This is a genomic window from Variovorax sp. PAMC26660 (genome assembly GCF_014302995.1).
Taxonomy (GTDB): Bacteria; Pseudomonadota; Gammaproteobacteria; order Burkholderiales; family Burkholderiaceae_C; genus Variovorax.
This window is the reverse complement of record NZ_CP060295.1, coordinates 1,121,004-1,141,285: the sequence shown is the minus strand read 5'-3', so window position 1 is coordinate 1,141,285 and position 20,282 is coordinate 1,121,004. Positions and strand designations below refer to the sequence as shown.

Sequence of the window (20,282 nt, the reverse complement as noted above, 5' to 3'; positions counted from 1 at the left end):
TCTAGCCTCCTTGGTGTTTCAGTGGGCCGGTGCGTCGGTGCGCACGACGGCCGTGGGTGTGTGCTGGTGCTTGAAGCGCTCCAGCGCGGTGAACATCGGTGCGAAGGGCGGGCGCTTGAGGTAGCGGCCGGTGCCCGGCTCGGCGCGCAGGTCGCCGTCGCGGTAGACCCAGCGGCCCGCGCTCACGGTGTGCTTCGGCACGCCCGTCACTTCGCGGCCTTCGAAGATGTTGAAGTCGCTCTTGGAGTGCTGCGTCTTCACCGACAGGGTCTTGGTGGCCTTCGGGTCCCACACCACGATGTCGGCATCGGCCCCGGCTTGAATGACGCCCTTGCGCGGATACAGGTTGAACAACTGCGCCGCGTTGGTCGAGGTGACGCGCACGAACTCCGAAGGCGTGAGCCGGCCCGCATTGACGCCGGCATCCCACAACACGGCCATGCGTTCTTCCACACCACCGCAGCCGTTGGGGATCTTCGTGAAGTCGTCGCGGCCGGCGGCTTTCTGATCTGCGCAGAAGGTGCAGTGGTCGGTGGCCGTGGTGTGCAGGTTGCCGCCCTGCAGGCCGCGCCACAGCATGGCCTGGTTCTCGCGCGAGCGGAAGGGCGGGCTCATCACATGGGCGGCGGCGCGCGCGAAATCCGGATCGCGGTAAGCGCTCTCGTCGACCACGAGGTGGCCGGCCAGCACTTCGCCGTACACACGCTGGCCGCGCGCGCGGGCGCGGGTGATGGCTTCGAGTGCCTCGCCGCACGACACATGCACCACGTAGATCGGCACGCCCAGCACCTCGGCGATGGCAATGGCGCGATTGGCCGCCTCGGCCTCGACCATCGGCGGGCGCGACAGCGGATGGCCCTCGGGGCCGCGAATGCCCTGTGCCAGCAGTTGCTGCTGAAGCATCGCGACCAGCTCGCCATTCTCGGCATGCACCGTGGGCATGGCACCGAGTTCCAGCGAGCGCTGGAAGCTCTTCACCAGGATCTCGTCGTCGGCCATGATCGCGTTCTTGTAGGCCATGAAGTGCTTGAAGCTGTTCACGCCATGTTCGCGCACCAGCGTGCCCATGTCGGCATGCACGCTGTCGTTCCACCAGGTCACGGCCACGTGAAAGCTGTAGTCGCCGGCGGATTTTTCGGCCCAACCGCGCCACATGCGAAAGGCGTCCATCAGCGATTGCTTCGGATCGGGAATCACGAAGTCGATGATGCTGGTGGTGCCGCCGGCCAGCCCCGCCGCCGTGCCGCTGAAGAAGTCGTCGGCCGCGACCGTGCCCATGAAGGGCAACTGCATGTGGGTGTGCGGGTCGATGCCACCAGGCATCACGTAGGCGCCGCCGGCGTCGATCACCTCGGCGCCGGTCGGCACCTGCAGGTCGGTGCCGACATGGAGGATCTTGTCCCCCTGGCAGAGCACGTCGGCACGGTGCTCGGCATCGGCGTTGACCACCGTGCCACCGCGAATGAGTACGGTCATGGCGTGAGTTCCTTCATGTGTTTCAGGTGGGGTTCTTGAGGGGCGTGGACAGGCCCTGCAGTTGCGGCGCCCGTGCCTTCATCAGGCCCAGGTAAACGACCGCCGACAGCACCACGCCGACGAACCACGCATAGGTGTAGATCGTCTTGAAGAAGTCGGGCATCGACGGCACGGCCGACGGAAAGGCCGCATTGAGAAAGCCCGGGATGTTAGGCAGCACGCCGACGATGAAGGCGATGACCGCCGCCATGTTCCAGCCGTTGCTGTAGCTGTACTGGCCGTTGCCACGGTAGAGGGCATCGACATCCAGCTCCTTGCGGCGGATGAGGTAGTAGTCGGCAATCAGGATGCCGGCCACCGGCCCGAGCAGTGCCGAATAGCCGATGAGCCAGGTGAAGATGTAGCCCTGTGTGGTTTCGAGCACCTTCCACGGCATCATCACGATGGCGATGCCGGCCGTGATGTAGCCGCCCTTGCGATACGAAATTTTCTCGGGGTTGAGCGCGGAGAAGTCGTAAGCCGGACCGACCAGGTTGGCCGCGAGGTTCACGCTCACCGTGTCGATCAGCAGGATGATGAGCGCGATCAGCACCGCGGCGCCGGTCATGCGGCTGGCCAGGTCCACCGGGTCCCACAGCGCCTTGCCGTAGATCACCACCGTGGCCGAAGTGACCATCACCGCCATCATCGCGAGCAGGCCCATGGGCGCGGGCAGGCCGATCACCTGGCCCACCACCTGGTCGCGCTGCGAGCGCGAGAAACGCGTGAAGTCGGGGATGTTCAACGCCAGCGTGGCCCAGAAGCCCACCATGGCCGTGAGCGAGGGCCAGAACACCGCCCAGAACATGCCGGCCTTCTTGCCGCCCGGCTCGAACTGCGAAGGCTGGTCGAAGATCGGGCCGAGGCCGCCCGCGCGCTGCACGGCCCAGTAGAGCAGGGCGATGCACACGATGATCTTGAGCGGCGCGGTGTAGGTCTCGAGTCGGCGGATCGACTCGATGCCGTGCACCACGAAGTAAAGCTGGATGGCCCAGAAGATCAGGAAGCACACAAGCTGTGCGCCATTGATGCCGAGGATCGGCAGCTTGTCTCCGCCCATCGGCTGGCCCATGAGCACGCCGACCAGCGTGTAGATCATCTCGCCGCCGAACCAGGTCTGGATGCCGTACCAGCCGCAGGCCACGACAGCGCGCAGCAATGCGGGCAGCCGCGCCCCGCGCGTGCCGAACGAGGCGCGCGCCATCACCGCATAGGGAATGCCGTACTTCGCGCCCGCATGGCCGATGAGCAGCATCGGCACCAGCACGATGGCGTTGCCGAGAAATACGGTCAGCACCGCCTGGCTCCACGACATGCCGCCTTCGATCAGGCTGGCCGACAGCGTGTAGGCGGGGATGCACATCACCATGCCCACCCACAGCGCGGCGAAGTGGTACCAGCGCCACGTTCGCTGCGCCAGTGTGGTGGGCGCCAGGTCCTCGTTCCAGAGGTTTGCGGCGGGTGCGCCGCTCTGCGATGGGGTTGTCATGTGGGATGTCTCCTGCGTGTGGGCTGTTTTCTTGGCTGTGTTGTCATTCCCCTCCTGCCGCCGCCCGGTCTTCGCCGGGCTTTGTCACTCATTCATTCATTCAATCAGGCATGGCTGTCGGCCCGCATCGGGTTGTTGGGGTGCGTGGTCCAGTTGGCGTACTTGCCGACCACCGGGTGGCCGGTGCGCGTGTCCATCTCGCCGGCTTTCAGCGTGCGCATCGACAGCGCGCCGGGCACGGGGCAGATCGACACGCACAGGTTGCAGCCGACGCACTCTTCTTCCTTCACCTCGAAGAAACGCATGCCGTCTTTGGTCGCGCTGATGGCCTGGTGCGAGGTGTCCTCGCACACCACGTGGCAGCGGCCGCACTGGATGCACAGGTCCTGGTGGATCACCGCCTTGTCGACGTGGTTCAGGTTGAGCTGCTGCCAGTCGGTGATGCTGCCGACCGCGCGGCCGCGCATCTGCTCGATGTTGGCGTAGCCCTTCTGGTCCATGAAGTTCGAAAGGCCATCGCACAGGTCCTGCACGATCTTGAAGCCGTAGACCATCGCGGCGGTGCACACCTGCACCGAGCCGCTGCCCAGTGCGATGAACTCGGCCGCGTCGCGCCAGGTCGAGACGCCGCCGATGCCCGAGATCGGAAGGCCCGCCGTCTGCGGGTCGCGCGCGATCTCGGCCACCATGTGCAGCGCGATCGGCTTGGCGCCGGGGCCGCAGTAGCCGCCGTGCGAGCCCTTGCCATCGGTGTGCGGGAACATCGCCATCGCGTCCAGGTCCACGCCCATGATCGAGTTGATGGTGTTGATGAGGCTCACCGCATCGGCGCCGCCTTTCTTCGCAGCGCGCGCGGCGGGGCGGATGTCGGCCACGTTGGGCGTGAGCTTCACGATCACCGGCAGCTTGGAGTAGTGCTTGCACCACTCGGCCACCATCTGGATGTATTCGGGCACCTGGCCCACGGCCGCGCCCATGCCGCGCTCGCTCATGCCGTGCGGGCAGCCGAAGTTCAGCTCGATGCCGTCGCAGCCGGTGTCCTCGACCATCGGCAGGATGTTCTTCCATGCCTCTTCGGTGCACGGCACCATGATCGAGGCCACCACCGCGCGGTCGGGCCAGTTGCGCTTGACGCGCGCCATCTCGTCGAGGTTGGTGCGCAGCGGGCGGTCGGAGATCAGCTCGATGTTGTTGAAGCCGGTCACGCGGCGGTCGGCCGCATAGGACACGGCATAGCGCGGGCCGTGCACGTTGACCACGTTCGGGTCTTCGCCCACGGTTTTCCACACCACGCCGCCCCAGCCGGCCTCGAAGGCACGGACCACGTTGATCTCTTTGTCGGTCGGTGGCGCAGAGGCCAGCCAGAAGGGGTTCGGGCTGCGGATGCCCACGAAGTCGATGCTCAGGTCTGCCATGTGAATTGCTCCTGTCGCGGCAAGGCGCGCACGGATGGGATGTGAGGAAAGGAAGATCGGTGCGGTCGCGTCAGGCGGCGCGCAGATGGCGGTCGATGGACAGCGCGGCCTGCTTGCCGTCTTCCACCGCCTCGACCGTGAGGTCGCGCCCGCCGAAGCGCGCGTCGCCGCCGGCCCAGACCTTCGGGCGCGAGCTGCGGCCTTCCGCATCGGTGCTGATGCGACCGCCCTGCAACTGCAGGCCACCGTCTTCCAGCGCGGTCGCGACAAAGCTCTGGCCGATGGCGCACAGCACCATGTCGGCCTGCAGCGCGAGGCTCTCGCCCGTCTCGACCAGCTTGCCGTCGACCAGCGCGGTGCGCGCAAAGTCGATGCCGCGCAGCACGCCGCCCTTGGCGCGCAGCGCCTTCGGCGCGGCCCAATGGATGATGCGCACGCCGTTGTCCTTGGCCCAGCTCTGCTCGTCGGGCGATGCGCCCATGCCCTCGGTGCCGCGCCGGTAGACGATGCTCACGTCTTCCGCGCCGAGCTTGCGCGACTGCACGGCCGCATCCACGGCGGTCATGCCGCCGCCGATCACCACCACATGGCGGCCGATGGCCACGTCGGCCGGCGATGCGGCCTGCCGCAGTTCGGCGATGAAGTCCACCGCGTCGCGCACGCCGGTCTGCTCGCCCAGGCCCAGCGTGTTCACGCCGGCCAGGCCGAGGCCAAGGAACACCGCGTCGTAGTCGGTGGCGAGCGCATCGAGGTACAGTTCGCGGCCCAGCGCGTGGTTGTTGCGCACCTCGATGCCGCCGACCGACAGCAGCCACTCGATCTCGCGTTGCGCGAAGTCGTTCACCGTCTTGTAGCTGGCCAGGCCGTATTCGTTCAGTCCGCCGAGCTTGGGGCGGGCATCGAACAGCGTCACCTGGTGGCCCAGCACCGCGAGGCGGTGCGCGCAGGCCAGGCCGGCCGGACCGGCGCCGACGATGGCCACGCGCTTGCCGGTGTCGGCCGCGCGCACGAAGAGCGGCGCGCCGGGCGCGTCGAAGAAGGCGTCGGTCGCGTGGCGCTGCAGCAGGCCGATTTCCACCGGCTTGCTCTCGTTGCTGTTGCGCACGCAGGCCTGCTCGCACAACACCTCGGTCGGGCAGACGCGGGCGCACATGCCGCCCAGCGGGTTCTCTTCGAGGATGGTGCGCGCCGCGCCGCGCAGGTTGCCATCGGCGATGCGGCGGATGAAGGTCGGGATGTCGATGCCCGTGGGGCAGGCCGTCTGGCAGGGCGCGTCGAAGCAGTAGTAGCAACGCTCGGCCTCGATGTTGGCCTGCACCACGTTCAGCGGCGGGTGGGCGTCGCAGAAATTCTTTGCGTACTGCTCGGGGTTGAGGCGGCCCGCGCGCACATCCGATGCCAGGTGTGCGGTGGGAGCGACGGGATTCATCGTGCTGCTCATGGGCGTTCAAGCTCCAGGGTCGTGGTGGGGATCTGTGTGCGATATGAGAGATCGAGCCCTCATGAAGTTTGACCAAGTGGTCGAATGTCGCGATGATTCAGCAAACAAGGGGTGCCGCCCATACACAGTTGATGCGGCGAGCGAGAAAGTGTTTGCCGCAGCGGACCATGCTGTTTGGTGCACTGTCCAGCACAGTTCCCAAGGGCAAACCCTCTCTCGTACCGAGACACGGGTTTCGAAGGAGACACAGCGATGCAGAGTTCACGCAACGCCCCGGCGCTGCTCCCACCGGCGCAAGCCGGTGCCGGATGGATGCAGGGCCTGATGGGCGAGATGGACGACGCCGGCCCCGGCCTCGGGCTGGCGCAACGCCTCGTGGTGGGCGTCGAGCTGCGCGTCATCGACGGGCGCCTGGCACCCGGCACCAAGATGCCTTCGGTGCGCGCGCTGGCCGGCAAGCTGGGCATCAGCACCTTCACCGTCACCGAGTCGTACAGCGCGTTGCGCGCTCGCTCGGTGCTGGCCTCGCGGCCGGGCAGTGGCTACTACGTGCTGCATCGGCCGTCACGCACAACGCTTGACGACACCGGATCAATGCAGTGCGCGGTCGAGCAGACGACGGGCGAAGACAGGCCACCACCTGCCGAGTACCGGGGCGATGACCTCGTGCGCGAAGCCATGCGCCGTGTGGCCCGCGCCGCGCCCGACTGGGACAGCGGCACGCGTCCCAGCTTCGGCCTGCCACGGTTGCGCGAACTGATCGCCACGCGCCATCGCGCCGAGTTGCCCGCGATGGGACCGCAGCAGGTGATGACGGCCGCAGGCAGCCTCGGCGCGGTGATGTGCCTGCTGCAGGCATGGACCGAGCCCGGCGATGCGGTGCTGGTCGAATCGCCTGCGCCGCGCCAGTTGCGCCGGCTGATCCACACGCTGGGCCGACGCATGCTCGAAGTGCCACGGCGCGGCGGCTGCCTGGACATCGGCGCGCTCGACAGTCTTGCCGCGCTGTTGTCTGCGGCAAGCCGGCAGCGCCTGCTTTTCCTCTCGACCGCCGTTTCCAATCCGCTGGGCGTGTGCATGAGCCCGCAAGGCGCGCATCAGGCGCTGCAGGCCGCCGAGCGCCACGACCTGCGCGTGATCGAGATGGACACCTGGCGCGGGCTCTCGCCGCTGCAGGCACCGAGCCTCGCGGCGATGGACGGCCTGCAGCGCGTCGCACAAGTCGGCGGCGTATCGACCACGCTCTCGGCCAAACTGCGGCTCGCGCATGTGCTGCTGCCGCAGCGCTGGGTCGACGACGCTGCATTGCGCTGCCTGCACACCACGCTCGGACCGAGCGAGTTCGAGGAACGCGTGGCCTGCGAGGTGCTGGCCGATGCCAGCTATCCGCGCTTCCTGCAGAAGCTCCACACCGCGCTGAAGATTGCCGGCGAGCGCACCTTGTCGTTGCTCACCGGCGCGGGCCTGCAGGCGCTGTGCGTGCCCGATGGCGGCCCCTTTCTCTGCGCCGGCTGGCCGCCCGGCAGCGAGCCGCGACCGACCAGCGACGCGGTGCTGCAAGAGGCGCGCAAGCAGAGCCTGCCGCTCGCGGCCGCTGCAGATTTCACCGGCACGCCGCAACCCTTCGCGTGGTATCGCTTCAACGTGGCGCATTGCGGCGACGAGCGGCTCGTGCGCTTCCTCGCGCGGATGAAGAACCCATGAGCGCCGCGCGTGCACCGGCCGTGAAGCGGCAGACCCGCCGCCAGAACATCGAGAGCGCCATCCTCGCCGTGGCACAGGAACGCTTCGCGCTGCACGGCTACGGCGGCGTGTCGGTCGACGACATCGCAGCCGATGCGGGAATTTCCAAGCAGAGCCTGCTGTACTACTTCCCTTCAAAGAAGGCCTTGTACAGCCGCGTCTTCAACGATGTGCTCGATTCGTGGCTTTCCAATCTCAACAGCCTCGCGGATGCCGACCTCGATCCGCATGCCGCGCTGGAGCGCTACGTCACGCAGAAGCTGCAGTTCTCCTACGACTACCCTTCGGGCTCGCGCCTGTTCGCGCAGGAGATCATTTCGCAGGCGCCGCAATGCGCTGACGACATCGAGGCCAAGCTCGTACCCGCCTTCCGCGCAGAGGCCGCCGTGCTCAACCGCTGGATGGCCAATGGCGACGTGGCGCCGCTGCCTGTGCCACATCTGCTGTTCACGCTGTGGGCCATGACGCAGACCTATGCCGACTTCGCATGGCAGATGCGCATGCTGCTGGGCAAGCAGGCGCTGGAGCCGGCCGATTTCGACCTCGCCCGCGAGACCATCATCCGCATGCTCGAGGGGGCGTTGGGCCTCACACGGCCTGCCACTTCAGCCGTCGTCACGAGCCAGCAAGACCAGCGTCGGATAAATCGCACGTAGTGTGAATTTTTGTTGACGCTCGCATTGCTGCATCGCAATAATCCGCGCATCTTGTTTTTTGGAGCGCCGCGCGTGGACAGTGCCAGTAGTTGTAGCAGTGATGCAAAGCGTGCCTTGATGGCCGCTGTTGCCTGCCCGGCCTCCTGAACGCCCGCTTCCCGGGTTGAGGTCGCCGAGCCGACCGCAGCCCTTGCCGATGCCCTGACTCCCTTCGGAGGCCAGGCATCGCGCCCATCTCCTCACGCCCGATTCATTGATCCTCCGCCCGGGGTGGCCCGATCGCGTTCGCGATCTTTCGGCCTCCCTCCGGGCGGTCTGTGCGCGTGCGTCCATGCAGCGGAGCTTCGTTGCATCAACCCGCCCGAAAGGGCCCAGGAGAAGACCGTGGACCCAGACCCTAGTTGGCGCTTGCGCGCGCCTGCCCATCCTTCGCCTCTTTCATTGAACCCGCATCCGGCATTGCCCCGGAGGCCTCGACTCGCCTGAACACAGGCGTGAGGACTCCTGCGCGCCGATGCCGCAGGAGTCCCCGTCATGTTCGCTCTCGCTCACCGCCGTGAGACCTTGCGCCGCGCGCTGCATGCCGCGCTGGCGCAGCGCCGGCCCCAGGCCTTGCAGGCTCTGCTGTACAGCCACGGCGCCGCCGCATTCGCCGCCACCCTCTCGCCCTGCTCGGGTCGCGTCATTGCCGACGCGCTCTCGACCTTGCCTGCTCCGCAGCGCAACGAAGTCTTTCGCCACCTGACCCGCGCGGCCCGCAGCCGCTGCGCGCAGGTCGGCGGCCGAGCGTTCGATGTGCGCCCTGCGATGGGCTTCTTCGCGCGCCTGCTTTCTTTCTGCCTGCCGCTGCGAGGGGCGCGGCTGTGACCGCGGCCCATTCCACAACAACAGATATCTCGATCCCGAGGAGAAGACTCATGAAAAGAACATTCATCGCCACCCTTGTTTCGGTGGCCGCCAGCATCGTGCTGGCAGGCTGCGACGTGGGCAAGATGCTCGCGTCCTCCGCCGCTGCGCAGCCTGTGCCGGCCGCGCGCGCCGTGGTGCACGACGGCGCAGTCGTCGCCTTGCCCGAGAACTCTCCATTGCGCGCATCGATCCAGGTGGCCGCAGCGGAATCGCGCTCGGTGGAGCGGCCGATCAGCGCGCCCGGCAGCATCGAGGCCGCGCCCGAAAAACTCGTCAAGGTCACTTCGCCGGTGACGGGCCGCATCGTCAAGCTGCAACGCGCGCTGGGCGATCCGGTCAAGGCTGGCGACGCGCTCTTCACGCTCGACTCGGCCGACCTGAGCACCGCCTTCGGCGATGCCACCAAGGCCGATGCCGCACTGCGCCAGTCGCGCCGCGACTTCGAGCGCCAGAAGCTGCTGTTCGAGGCCGAGATCACCGCGCGCAAGGACTACGAAGCGGCCGAACTCGCCTACGGCGCCGCCACCAGCGATGCGCAAGTCGCGAAGAACCGCCTGGCGCAATTGGGCGCTTCGGCCGGTGCAGGCTCGCACCGCGAATACGTGCTGCGCTCGCCCATCAGCGGCCGCGTGATCGAGATGACCGGCGCACAGGGCGGCTACTGGAACGACATCAACGCGCCGATCATGACGGTGGCCGATCTGTCGACCGTGTTCCTCACCGCCAACGTGTCGGAGAAAGACATCGCCGCACTGCGCGTCGGCCAGAAGGCGCGCATCGATCTCAACGCCTACCCCGACCAGGCCTTCGACGGCACCGTCAAGTACATCGGCGAGGTGCTCGATGCCGACACGCGCACGGTGAAGGTCCGCGTGGCCGTCGACAACCGCCGCGGCCGCTTTCGCCCGGGCATGTTCGCCAAGGTGGTGTTTTCGGGCGAGGCGCATCCCGCAGTGGTCGTGCCTGCGTCCGCGTTGGTGCAGAGCGGCCTCTACACCAAGGTCTTCGTGGAGAAGGGCGCCTTCACCTACGAAGCGCGCAACGTGGCCGTGGGGCCGGTCATCGGCGACCGCGTCGAGATTCTTTCGGGGCTCAAGGCCGGCGAGCGCATCGCCGTGAAGGAAGGGGTGCTCCTCAATGATTGAGCGCCTCGTCACCCTGTGCTTTCGCCGGCGCGGCATCGCGTGGATCGTGTTCGCCTTCGTCGCGCTCTATGGCTGGACCTGCTGGAAGCAACTGCCCATCGAGGCCTATCCCGACATTGCCGACGTCACCTCGCAGGTCGTCACCCAGGTGCCGGGCCTTGCGGCCGAAGAAGTCGAGCAGCAGATCACCGTGCCGCTGGAGCGCGAACTGCTGAGCACGCCGGGCCTGCATGTGCTGCGCTCCAAGAGCACCTTCGGCCTGTCGCTGATCGTCGTGGTGTTCAAGGACGGCGTGGACGGCTACTGGTCGCGCCAGCGCCTGCAGGAGCGCATCGGCCGCGTGACGCTGCCCTACGGCGCTGCACCCGGCCTCGATGCCTACACCTCGCCCATCGGCGAGATCTACCGCTACACGCTGGAATCGAAGACGCGCAACCTGCGCGAGTTGTCGGAGCTGCAGTTCTGGACCGTCATCCCGCGCCTGAAGAAAGTCAGCGGCGTGATCGACGTGGCCAACTTCGGCGGGCTGACCACGCAGTTCATGCTCGCGCTCGATCCGGCGAAGCTGGTGCAGTACGGCGTGACGCTGCAGCAGATCAAGGACGCCATCAACGCCAACAACGGCAGCGCCGGCGGCAGCCTGATGAACCGCGGCGAGCAGGCCTACGTGGTGCGCGGCTCCGGGCTCATCGGCTCGCTGCAGGACATGGGCAACGTGGTGGTCACGGCCAAGTCCGGCACGCCGGTGCTGGTGAAGGACCTGGGCACGCTCAGCTACGGCAACGTCGAGCGGCGCGGCATTCTCGGCAAGGACGACAACCCCGACACCATCTCCGGCATCACGCTGCTGCTGAAGGACGCGCAGGCCTCGCAGGTCATAAAGGGCGTGCACGCGGCCGTGCAGGACCTGAACGACCACCTGCTGCCCAAGGACGTCAAGGTCGTGCTCTACCTCGACCGCGCCTCGCTCATCGATGCCACCACGCACACGGTCGGCAAGACGCTGATCGAGGGCATCGTGCTGGTCACGCTGGTGCTGCTGCTGTCGCTCGGCAGCCCGCGCGCGGCGGCCATCGTGGCGCTGACCATTCCGCTGTCGATGCTGATCGCCTTCATCTTCATGCGGCATCTGCAGGTGCCGGCCAACCTGCTGTCTCTGGGCGCGATCGACTTCGGCATCCTGGTCGACGGCGCGGTGGTGCTGGTCGAAGGCATCCTGCGGCGGCGCGAGCGGGCGCAAGACAAGCCGCTGACCCCGGCCGATGCCATCGCCGCCACGGTGCAGGTGGCGCGGCCGATCTTCTTCGGCATGCTGGTCATCATCGCGGCCTACCTGCCGCTGTTCGCCTTCCAGCGCATCGAATACAAGCTGTTCTCGCCGATGGCTTTCGCGGTGGGTTCGGCACTGGTCGGCGCGCTGCTGGTGGCGCTCACGCTCATTCCGGGGCTGGCGTACCTCGCGTTCCGCAAGCCGCGCCGCATCTTCCACAACCGGCCAATGGAATGGCTGACGGTGCGCTACGAGGCCTTCCTGTCGTGCGCCCTGGGCAAGGGGCGCTGGGTGATGGTGACATGCGCGTTGGCGCTGCTGGGCGTGCTCGGCCTGGGCAGCACCATCGGCCGCGACTTTCTTCCCTACCTGGATGAAGGCTCGCTCTGGCTGCAGGTGACGATGCCGCCGGGCATCACGCTCGAAAAGGCGACCGGCCTTGCGAACGAACTGCGCCGCGCCACGCGCGAGTTTCCGGAGGTCTCGTACATCGTGACGCAGACCGGCCGCAACGACGACGGCACCGATCCGTGGACCGTCTCGCACATCGAGGCCAGCGTCGGCCTGCATCCGTACGACACCTGGAAGTCGGGCCTGAGCAAGCAGGAGCTGATCGCCAGGCTGGCCGAGCGCTACAAGCAGTTGCCCGGCTTCTCGGTCGGCTTCATGCAACCCATGATCGACGGCGTGCAGGACAAGCTCTCGGGCGCGCACAGCGACCTGGTGGTGAAGGTCTACGGCGACAGCCTGGACGAGATGCGCCGAATCGCGGGCGACGTGATCGGTGTGCTCGAAAAGGTGCCTGGCGCCGTCGACGTGGCCATCGACCAGGAGCCACCGCTGCCCAACCTGAAGATCGACATCGACCGCGCGGCCGCTGCGCGCTACGGCATCAACGTGGCCGATGTGAGCGACCTGATCTCCACCGGCATGGGTGGCACGGCCATCGGGCAGGTCTATGTGGGCGAGAAGAACTACGGCATGACGGTGCGCTTTCCCGAAGCGACCCGCAACGACCCGGACGCCATCGCCGGCCTGATGCTCACGGCCCCCAACGGCGCGAAGGTGCCGCTCGGGCAGGTGGCGAAGATCCGTACCGTGTCGGGCGAGACCACCATCACCCGTGAGTCGTCGCGGCGGCACCTCACGGTCAAGCTCAATGCGCGCAATCGCGACCTCTCGAGCTTCCTGGCCGAAGCGCAGTCCGCCATCGAGCGCGACGTGCACTACGACCACCAGCGCTTTCAGATCGCCTGGGGCGGCCAGTTCGAGAACCTCGAACGCGCACAGGCCCGGCTCGTGGTGATCCTGCCGATGACGCTGGCGATCATGTTCCTGCTGCTGTTTGCCGAGTTCGGCAACCTGCGCCAGCCGGCGATGGTGCTGCTGGTGGTGCCGCTCGCCATGCTCGGCGGCCTGGCGGCGCTGCACCTGCGCGGCATGACGCTGAACGTGTCGAGCGCGGTCGGCTTCATCGCGCTGTTCGGTGTGGCCGTGCTCAACGGCGTGCTGATGATCTCGCAGATCAACCGGCTGCGGCGCGAAGACGGTCTGCCGCTGCGCGAGGCCGTGATCGAGGGCGCACGCAGCCGCATCCGCCCCGTGCTCGTGACCGCCACCGTGGCCGCCTTCGGCCTCACGCCCGCGATGCTGGCGATGGGGCTGGGCAGCGACGTGCAGCGGCCGCTGGCCACCGTCGTCGTGGGCGGCCTCGTCACCGCCACCTTGTTGACGCTGGTGCTGCTGCCGGCGCTCTACCACCTTGTCGAAACACGGGCCGAGGCCGCCGCCAAGCGGCGCGCCCAGGCCGAAACGGCCGCGCCGGACGCGGGCCTCCTGGAGCAAGCATGAAGAAAAAGAACATCCATTGGCACGGCTTTGGTATGGCGCTGCTGTCGCTGTGTACGGGCATTGCCTGCGCACAAGGCACGGCTTCGGCCGTGGCCACCGGTGCAACGGTGGTCGATTTCGCGAGCTATCTCGTCGCCGTCGAGAAGCACAGCCTCGATCTCGCATCGCAGCGCGAGTCGATCACCGCGGCAGAGGCCGGCGTGTCGATCGCGGGCGTCATGCCCGACCCGAAGCTCACCCTCGGCTACGGGCCGAAGGAGTTCAGCAGGACCGTCGCACTGAAGCCACCAGTCAGCCGCACGGTCGCCCTCGAATGGGAGATCGAGACCGGCGGCAAGCGCGACAAGCGCATCAAAGTTGCGAAGAGCAACGTGAAGTTGACCGAAGCGAACGTGGAAGGCTTCAAGCACCAGCTCTACAGCGATTCGGCCACCGCCTTCGCGGAAGCTTGCCGCACGCGCGAAGCACTGGTGCGGCAGGAGTCGTCGCTGCGCTCGCTGTCCGACGTCGTGCGTGCCAACGAAGTGCGCCGCAAGGCGGGCGATGCGGGCGGCCTGGAGCTGCTGCAGTCGCGCACCGAGCGCGACCAGTTCCAGGCCGGGGTGGTCAAGGGGCGTGCCGACGCGCAGGCTGCGCTGCTGAACCTGTCGGTGCCGCTGGGACAGCGCTTCGGCGAACTGTTCGCACAGCCCCGGCTGGACTGCGACTTCGCCGCGTTCACACCGGGCGACGACGTCGATGCGCTGATCCGCCAGGCGCTCGATGCGCGCGACGAAGTGCTGATCGCCCGCGCGACCCTCGACAACACACGCGCCAACGCCGAACTCGTGCAAGCCAACCGCTACGTCGGCCCCACCGTGAAGCTGACGGCCGGCCGCACGCCCATCGGCCGCAGCACCTTCGACGGCGACGGCAAGGAGACCCCCGGCTCGCCGGTCTCGCGCACGCTGGCGGTGGAAGTGTCGATGCCGCTTCCGTTCTCGCGCCTGCAAAAGGGCGAGGTGATCCAGGCCGAGTCGGCCGTCACGCAGGCGATGCTGGGCCTGCGCGCCGCCGAGCTGAAGATCGATGCCGATGTGCGCACCAGCCACGCGCAGTTTCTTGCCGCGCGCGAGAACCTGCGGCGGTATCGCGAGTCCGTGCTCGCGGATTCGGACAAGGTGCTTTCGGGCATCCGCCTGTCGTACCGCAACGGGCAGGCCTCGCTGCTGGAGTTCCTGGCGGCGCAGCGCTCGGCCGACGACGCGTTCCTCGCGTACCTGCAGGCGCGGGCCGACCTGGCCGCTGCCACCGTCCAGCTTCAACTGAGCATCGGGCAGCACCCCGTGCTCTGAGCTTCAGAGAGAAAGAAAGGAAATCCGTCATGGCCGAATTCGATTCCGGACACGGAGCCCGCTGGCTTCATCACCGCCTGACGCTGATCGTCCATGCCGAGGCGCTGGAAGCTGCGCGCGAGGCGTTGCGCTGCAGCTTCTTCGATGCGCGCCTGTACTGGCGCCGCGCGCAGGAGCAGCCGCTGGGCGTGCCGCTCGCGAAATGGGCGCTCAGCGGCGAGTTCCAGGGGCAGTTGGGCAGTGCGACCCGGCTGGTGCAGTGTCTGGCGCTGCATCTGCAGGTGTTGCCGGTGGTGCTGCTGCGTCTCGAAACCCTGGGCTCCGCGTCAACGCACAATCCGCCTGCCACATTCTGGGGGGATGATGGGGCAGTCGACGCAAGCAGTCCCCGGCCTGTGAGTCCTTTGCCTGACAGGAAAGTCCATTCCTTTGCTGGAGCGCTGAAATGAAATCCTGCGTTTTTGTTTGTCGCGTTGTGCGATTGAGGCGCTGCTTTTCAGGGCGCGCACACGCCGACGGCGTGCTCTGCTCCGCGAATGTCCCCCGCTTCGCTCCTCCTTCATTTCGCTGCGCAGAGCACACCGCCGGCGTGAGCGTGATCAGAGCCGTCGTTGATCGGCGCAAGCCAGCAGCGTGTCCAGGTGCGAATGACGCCGGGTACTCCCCGCAGCGAAATAAAGGAGGAGGGGCGCGCAGCGCCCCGGGGGACATTCGCGGAGGGGAGTACCCGGTGTCATTCGCACACGCCCTGAACAACGGAGCCCCGAACAACAGCGCCAAGAACAACAGCGCTAAAAACGCCCCGACAAATTCAATGCATCGCGAGTCACGCGATCACACCGTGGAGCAACGAGGATGAATTTTCTCCAGACTTGGTTCGTCGCCTTCCTGAACAGCCGCCGCACCTCCCGACTCTTCGGCCGGGGCGAGATGCTGGAAACCGTGGCCGGCGGCCGCAGCGCCTCGCAGCCCATCTCCGACCGCCTGGCGCGCGACCTGTTCCGCGCGGCCGACGACGACGTGCCATCGCTGCTGGTGCGGCTCGACTCCCATGAAGACGGCCTGAGCGACGCCGAAGCCCAGCGCCGGCTGGAAACCGTCGGCACCAACGAAGTGGCGCACGAAAAGCCGCTGCCCTGGTGGCTGCACCTGTGGCATTGCTACAAGAACCCGTTCAACCTGCTGCTGACGCTGCTCGCCATCGTCTCCTACGTCACCGAGGACACCAAGGCCACCGTCGTCATCGGCACCATGGTGCTGCTGTCGACGCTGATCCGCTTCGTGCAGGAAGGCCGCTCCAACCGCGCAGCCGAAAACCTCAAGGCGCTGGTCAGCAACACGGCCACGGTGATCCGGCGCGACCTGCGCACCGAGGCCGCCGAAGTCGCCGAGCGCTACTTCGAGGCCCGGCCGCTCGCGCGCCATGCGCCCAGCCGCGTCGAGCTGCCCATCAAGGACCTGGTGCCCGGCGACCATATCGTGCTGTCGGCCGGCGACATGATTCCGGCCGACTGCCGCATCCTCACGGCCAAGGACCTGTTCGTCAGCCAATCGGCCATGACCGGCGAATCGCTGCCGGTGGAAAAGTTCGTCGAGCGGCAAAGCGGCGCGCACAGCCCACTGGAGCAGGCCAATATCGTGTTCATGGGCACCAACGTGGTGTCGGGTTCGGCCATTGCGCTGGTCATTGCCACCGGCAACCGCACCTACTTCGGCACGCTGGCCACGCGCGTCACCGCCACCGACCGCACGCCCACCGCGTTCCAGGCCGGCGTCAACAGCGTGAGCTGGCTGCTGATCCGCTTCGCGCTGGTGATGGTGCCCATCGTGCTGCTGGTCAACGGCTTCACCAAGGGCGACTGGACCGAGGCCTTTCTCTTTGCGCTGTCGGTGGCCGTGGGCCTGACGCCCGAGATGCTGCCGATGATCGTGACCTCGACGCTGGCCAAGGGCGCGGTGCTGCTGTCGCGCAAGAAGGTGATCGTCAAGCGGCTGGACGCCATCCAGAACTTCGGCGCGATGGACGTGCTGTGCACCGACAAGACCGGCACGCTGACGCAGGACAAGATTTTCCTGGAGCGCCACACCGACGTGTTCGGCAACGAGTCCACCGAGGTGCTCAAGTTCGCCTACCTCAACAGCTACTACCAGACGGGCCTGAAGAACCTGCTGGACCGCGCGGTGCTGGAGCACGTGGAGCTGCAGTCCGAACTCAAGCTGGGGCAGGACTACGGCAAGGTCGACGAGATTCCCTTCGACTTCCAGCGCCGGCGCATGTCGGTGGTGGTGTCGGAGCGCGAAGACCACCACGAGCTGATCTGCAAGGGCGCGGTCGAGGAAATGCTCAGCATCTGCACACGCGTGCACGAGAACGGCCGCGACGTGCCGCTGGACGAAGAGATGCTGGAGCGCGTGCGCCAGATCACCCGCGACCTGAACCATGAAGGCCTGCGCGTGGTGGCCGTGGCCATGAAGGAAACGCCGTCGCGCGCGGCCGCGTATTCGGTGGCCGACGAGTCCGGACTCACGCTGGTCGGCTACGTAGCCTTTCTCGATCCACCGAAGGAATCGACCGCGCCCGCGCTCAAGGCCCTGGCCGAGCACGGCGTGACGGTGAAGGTGCTGACCGGCGACAACGAACTCGTGACCGGCAAGGTCTGCCAGCAGGTGGGCCTGAAGGTCGAGGGCATTCTGCTGGGGCAGCACATCGATCGCATGAGCGACAAGTCGCTGGCGCACGCGGTGGAGGTCAACAACGTCTTTGCCAAGTTGTCGCCGCTGAACAAGGAGCGGCTGGTGCGCGCCATGCGCGACAACGGCCACGTGGTCGGCTTCATGGGCGACGGCATCAACGACGCGCCAGCGCTGCGCGCGGCCGATATCGGCATTTCGGTGGACAGCGCGGTCGACATTGCGAAGGAAGCGGCCGACATCATCCTGCTCGAAAAGAGCCTGATGGTGCTGGAGGCCGGCGTGATCGAAGGGCGCAAGACCTTCAGCAACATGCTGAAGTACATCCGCATGACGGCCAGCTCCAACTTCGGCAACGTGTTCTCGGTGCTGGTGGCCAGCGCGTTCCTGCCATTCCTGCCGATGCTGCCGCTGCAGCTGCTGGTGCAGAACCTGCTGTACGACATCTCGCAGATCGCCATTCCCTTCGACAACGTCGACGAGGAACTGGTGAAGAAGCCGCTGACCTGGAATCCCGGCGACATCGGCCGCTTCATGGTCTTCTTCGGGCCGATCAGCTCGGTGTTCGACATCACGACCTTCGTGCTCATGTGGCATGTGTTCGGCGCGAACAGCGAAGGGCAGCAAGCCCTGTTCCAGTCGGGCTGGTTCGTGGTGGGGCTGCTGACGCAGACGCTGATCGTGCACATGATCCGCACGCCGAAGCTGCCCTTCATCGGAAGCCGCGCGGCCTGGCCGCTGACGGTGATGACGCTGCTCATCATGGCCGCCGGCATCTTCCTGCCGATGGGGCCGCTGGCCGGCTACTTCAAGCTGCAGGCGCTGCCGTTGGGCTACTTCCCATGGTTGGTGGCCATCCTGCTGGGCTACGCGGTGCTGACGACGCTCATGAAGCGCTACTACATCCGGCGTTTCGGCTGGCAGTGACGGGGAGAGATGCGTGCGAGCGGAAATCTTCCGGTTGCGCGTCGCAAGCCTCGCCACCCACCCAGCAGCCTTCGTGTGCCATCGCCTCCGAGGGCAGGCCGATGTGGATGGCCGAAGGCGATCCCATCGCTTCTCCCTGTCGAACCGTCACGGAAAGCTCTGCGTTGCCGACCAGTCCGAGGTGGCGCAGGCCCCAGGCCAGCGCCGCAGCGGCGATGCCCGTGGCTGCGTCTTCGGGGTAGCCGGAGGACTTTGGAAACTGCCGCGCGCTGACCGTGTCGGCCTCATTCCGCGACATGGCATAGGGATACAGGCCGGTGGAGCCGAGGCGCTCGCACAGCGATTCGACACGCGCAAAGTCCACACGCAAGGCGTGCAGTTGTGCGGTGTCTGCCAGACGCAAGAGCGTCTTGACGCGGCTGGTGGCGGCGTTGAGCACCGGCCCCGCGATCTGATCGACGTCGATGCCCAGGCATTGCGCGATCTCTTCGACGAGCGACGGTTGCGTCACCTCCTGCACCGTCGCACGCGGCTGGCTGATCTGCACCGTGCCATCGACGCGCCGGCCGGTGACGGTGCCGCTGAGCGTTTCAATGGCGACGGGCGCGCCGTCCCATTCGCCGCGCCGGTGCAGCAGCCAGAGCGCGGCGACGGTGGCGTGCCCGCACATCTCCATCTCGTGGTTCGGCACGAAGTAGCGCATGCGCAGGCGGTGTGCGGGCGTGGTCGGCTTCAGCACGAAGACGGACTCGTGGCCGCTGAGCCGTGTGTTCTCTTGCATCTGCGCGGTGGAGAGCGCATCGGCATCGAGCCAGACTGGCGCGGGGTTGCCGCCGATGGCCTTGTCGGGGCCCACGAAGACGCGGATGTCGCGGGCGCGCGAAACGGAAGTCGTCGACATCGTCATTCGGCCCTCGCGTTGACCGAGCGGGCGATGTTGCCCCACAGCTTGATGTCGCCGCGGATCTGTTCCTCGAACACCTCGGGCCGCACGCTCCACGGGGTCACGCCCTTGGCGAGCATGTCGGCGCGCAGTGCCGGGTCATATGCGACAAGGAGTGACCATGCACGCGAACACCCGCCCGACGGCACCCCGCCAATCGCTGTTTGTCGAGCGGCTCTTGCACGACGCCACCATGGTGGCGAACACCAGCGACCGCTACGCCACCGAGCCGCACGTGCACGACTGCGACATGCTGTTCGTGCCCATCGCGGGCCGCTTCAGCGTGGGCGATGCACAAGGCGAGGTGCAGCGCCTGGGGCCCGGCCACTTCGTGTGGTTCGCGGCGGGCAACGCGCACTCGACCACCACGCTGACCGGCGGTCAGACGCATGTCGCGGTCTATGTCGATCCCGCGCTGTGGGCCACGGCGCTGCAGGCGCAGGGCGTGCAGCGGCCGGCGCAGGGCATGCGCTCGGGCAGCACGGCGCTGCGCGCGCTGTCGCAGCGGATGCTCGAGTCGGCGAAAGCCGGCACGGGGGAAAACTACGCGCTGTGCGGCGCGCTCGTCATGGAGGCCGCGCGGCTCAGCGGCAACCCGCTGTCGGATGGCGATCCCTCGTCGGCCCTGCTCGTGGCCGAGCTGCTGACCGAGGCCATCGACGGCGATCTCGCGCAGCCGCTGTCGCTCGATGCCTTCGCGCAGCAGCACCGGCTGTCGCGCCGGCAGGTGGAACGCATCTTCCGCATGAAGTACGGCGTGTCGCCGCTGGCCTACCTGCAGCGCCGGCGCATGGAGCGCGCCGTGTACCTGCTGGAGAACACGCGCGACTCGGTGTTGTCCATCGCACTGCAGGTGGGGTGGGAATCGGGTTCGTATCTCTCGCGGATGCTGGAGAAGACCTGGGCGAAAACCGCGACGCAGATCCGCGCTTCGGGTCTGAACAGCTAGCGGG

14 protein-coding genes are annotated in these 20,282 nt (G+C 67.1%); 9 read left to right on the top strand and 5 right to left on the bottom strand.

Annotated features, from left to right (window positions below):
* Nucleotides 1–18: 18 nt before the first annotated feature.
* From hydA to H7F35_RS05365, 4 genes are all read right to left on the bottom strand, one after another.
* On the bottom strand, nucleotides 19–1,476 hold the full coding sequence (gene hydA, locus H7F35_RS05380) for a dihydropyrimidinase (RefSeq protein WP_187111920.1): 1,458 nt from the start codon (nucleotides 1,474–1,476) through the stop codon (nucleotides 19–21).
* 22 nt (nucleotides 1,477–1,498) lie between these two features.
* Nucleotides 1,499–3,004 (bottom strand): NCS1 family nucleobase:cation symporter-1, encoded by a 1,506-nt coding sequence (locus H7F35_RS05375; RefSeq protein ID WP_187111919.1) that lies wholly within the window; start codon nucleotides 3,002–3,004, stop codon nucleotides 1,499–1,501.
* Between the two features lie 104 nt (nucleotides 3,005–3,108).
* The gene (gene preA / locus H7F35_RS05370; protein ID WP_187111918.1) at nucleotides 3,109–4,419 is read right to left on the bottom strand and encodes an NAD-dependent dihydropyrimidine dehydrogenase subunit PreA; all 1,311 of its coding nucleotides are present in this window, start codon (nucleotides 4,417–4,419) and stop codon (nucleotides 3,109–3,111) included.
* 70 nt (nucleotides 4,420–4,489) lie between these two features.
* Entirely contained in the window at nucleotides 4,490–5,848 is a 1,359-nt protein-coding gene (locus H7F35_RS05365) for an NAD(P)-dependent oxidoreductase (protein WP_187111917.1), read from the bottom strand.
* Between the two features lie 264 nt (nucleotides 5,849–6,112).
* On the opposite strand from H7F35_RS05365, the gene H7F35_RS05360 reads away from it, so the two are divergent.
* The 8 genes from H7F35_RS05360 to mgtA all read left to right on the top strand — a co-directional run bounded on the left by H7F35_RS05360 (nucleotide 6,113) and on the right by mgtA (nucleotide 18,386).
* Nucleotides 6,113–7,564, top strand: a complete 1,452-nt coding sequence (locus tag H7F35_RS05360) for a PLP-dependent aminotransferase family protein (RefSeq protein WP_187111916.1) — start codon at nucleotides 6,113–6,115, stop codon at nucleotides 7,562–7,564.
* Nucleotides 7,561–8,259, top strand: coding sequence for a TetR family transcriptional regulator C-terminal domain-containing protein (locus H7F35_RS05355; protein ID WP_187111915.1), 699 nt, complete (start codon nucleotides 7,561–7,563; stop codon nucleotides 8,257–8,259). The genes H7F35_RS05360 and H7F35_RS05355 overlap by 4 nt, the downstream gene beginning before the upstream one ends.
* Nucleotides 8,260–8,793: 534 nt before the next feature.
* On the top strand, nucleotides 8,794–9,126 hold the full coding sequence (locus tag H7F35_RS05350; protein ID WP_187111914.1) for a hypothetical protein: 333 nt from the start codon (nucleotides 8,794–8,796) through the stop codon (nucleotides 9,124–9,126).
* Between the two features lie 50 nt (nucleotides 9,127–9,176).
* Nucleotides 9,177–10,313, top strand: a complete 1,137-nt coding sequence (locus H7F35_RS05345) for an efflux RND transporter periplasmic adaptor subunit (protein ID WP_187111913.1) — start codon at nucleotides 9,177–9,179, stop codon at nucleotides 10,311–10,313.
* The gene (locus H7F35_RS05340; RefSeq protein ID WP_187111912.1) at nucleotides 10,306–13,434 is read left to right on the top strand and encodes an efflux RND transporter permease subunit; all 3,129 of its coding nucleotides are present in this window, start codon (nucleotides 10,306–10,308) and stop codon (nucleotides 13,432–13,434) included. The genes H7F35_RS05345 and H7F35_RS05340 overlap by 8 nt, the downstream gene beginning before the upstream one ends.
* Nucleotides 13,431–14,768 (top strand): TolC family protein, encoded by a 1,338-nt coding sequence (locus H7F35_RS05335; RefSeq protein ID WP_261803533.1) that lies wholly within the window; start codon nucleotides 13,431–13,433, stop codon nucleotides 14,766–14,768. The genes H7F35_RS05340 and H7F35_RS05335 overlap by 4 nt, the downstream gene beginning before the upstream one ends.
* A 29-nt stretch (nucleotides 14,769–14,797) precedes the next feature.
* A complete protein-coding gene (locus H7F35_RS05330; RefSeq protein ID WP_187111911.1) occupies nucleotides 14,798–15,217 on the top strand; it encodes a hypothetical protein in 420 nt (139 codons plus the stop codon).
* Nucleotides 15,218–15,623: 406 nt separating this feature from the next.
* Entirely contained in the window at nucleotides 15,624–18,386 is a 2,763-nt protein-coding gene (gene mgtA, locus H7F35_RS05325; protein WP_187111910.1) for a magnesium-translocating P-type ATPase, read from the top strand.
* Here mgtA and H7F35_RS05320 read toward each other — a convergent pair.
* Nucleotides 18,346–19,287: a PhzF family phenazine biosynthesis protein gene (locus H7F35_RS05320; RefSeq protein WP_187111909.1), complete on the bottom strand. Its 942-nt coding sequence runs from the start codon at nucleotides 19,285–19,287 to the stop codon at nucleotides 18,346–18,348. The genes mgtA and H7F35_RS05320 overlap by 41 nt on opposite strands.
* 163 nt (nucleotides 19,288–19,450) lie before the next feature.
* On the opposite strand from H7F35_RS05320, the gene H7F35_RS05315 reads away from it, so the two are divergent.
* On the top strand, nucleotides 19,451–20,278 hold the full coding sequence (locus H7F35_RS05315; RefSeq protein WP_187111908.1) for an AraC family transcriptional regulator: 828 nt from the start codon (nucleotides 19,451–19,453) through the stop codon (nucleotides 20,276–20,278).
* Nucleotides 20,279–20,282: the final 4 nt, after the last annotated feature.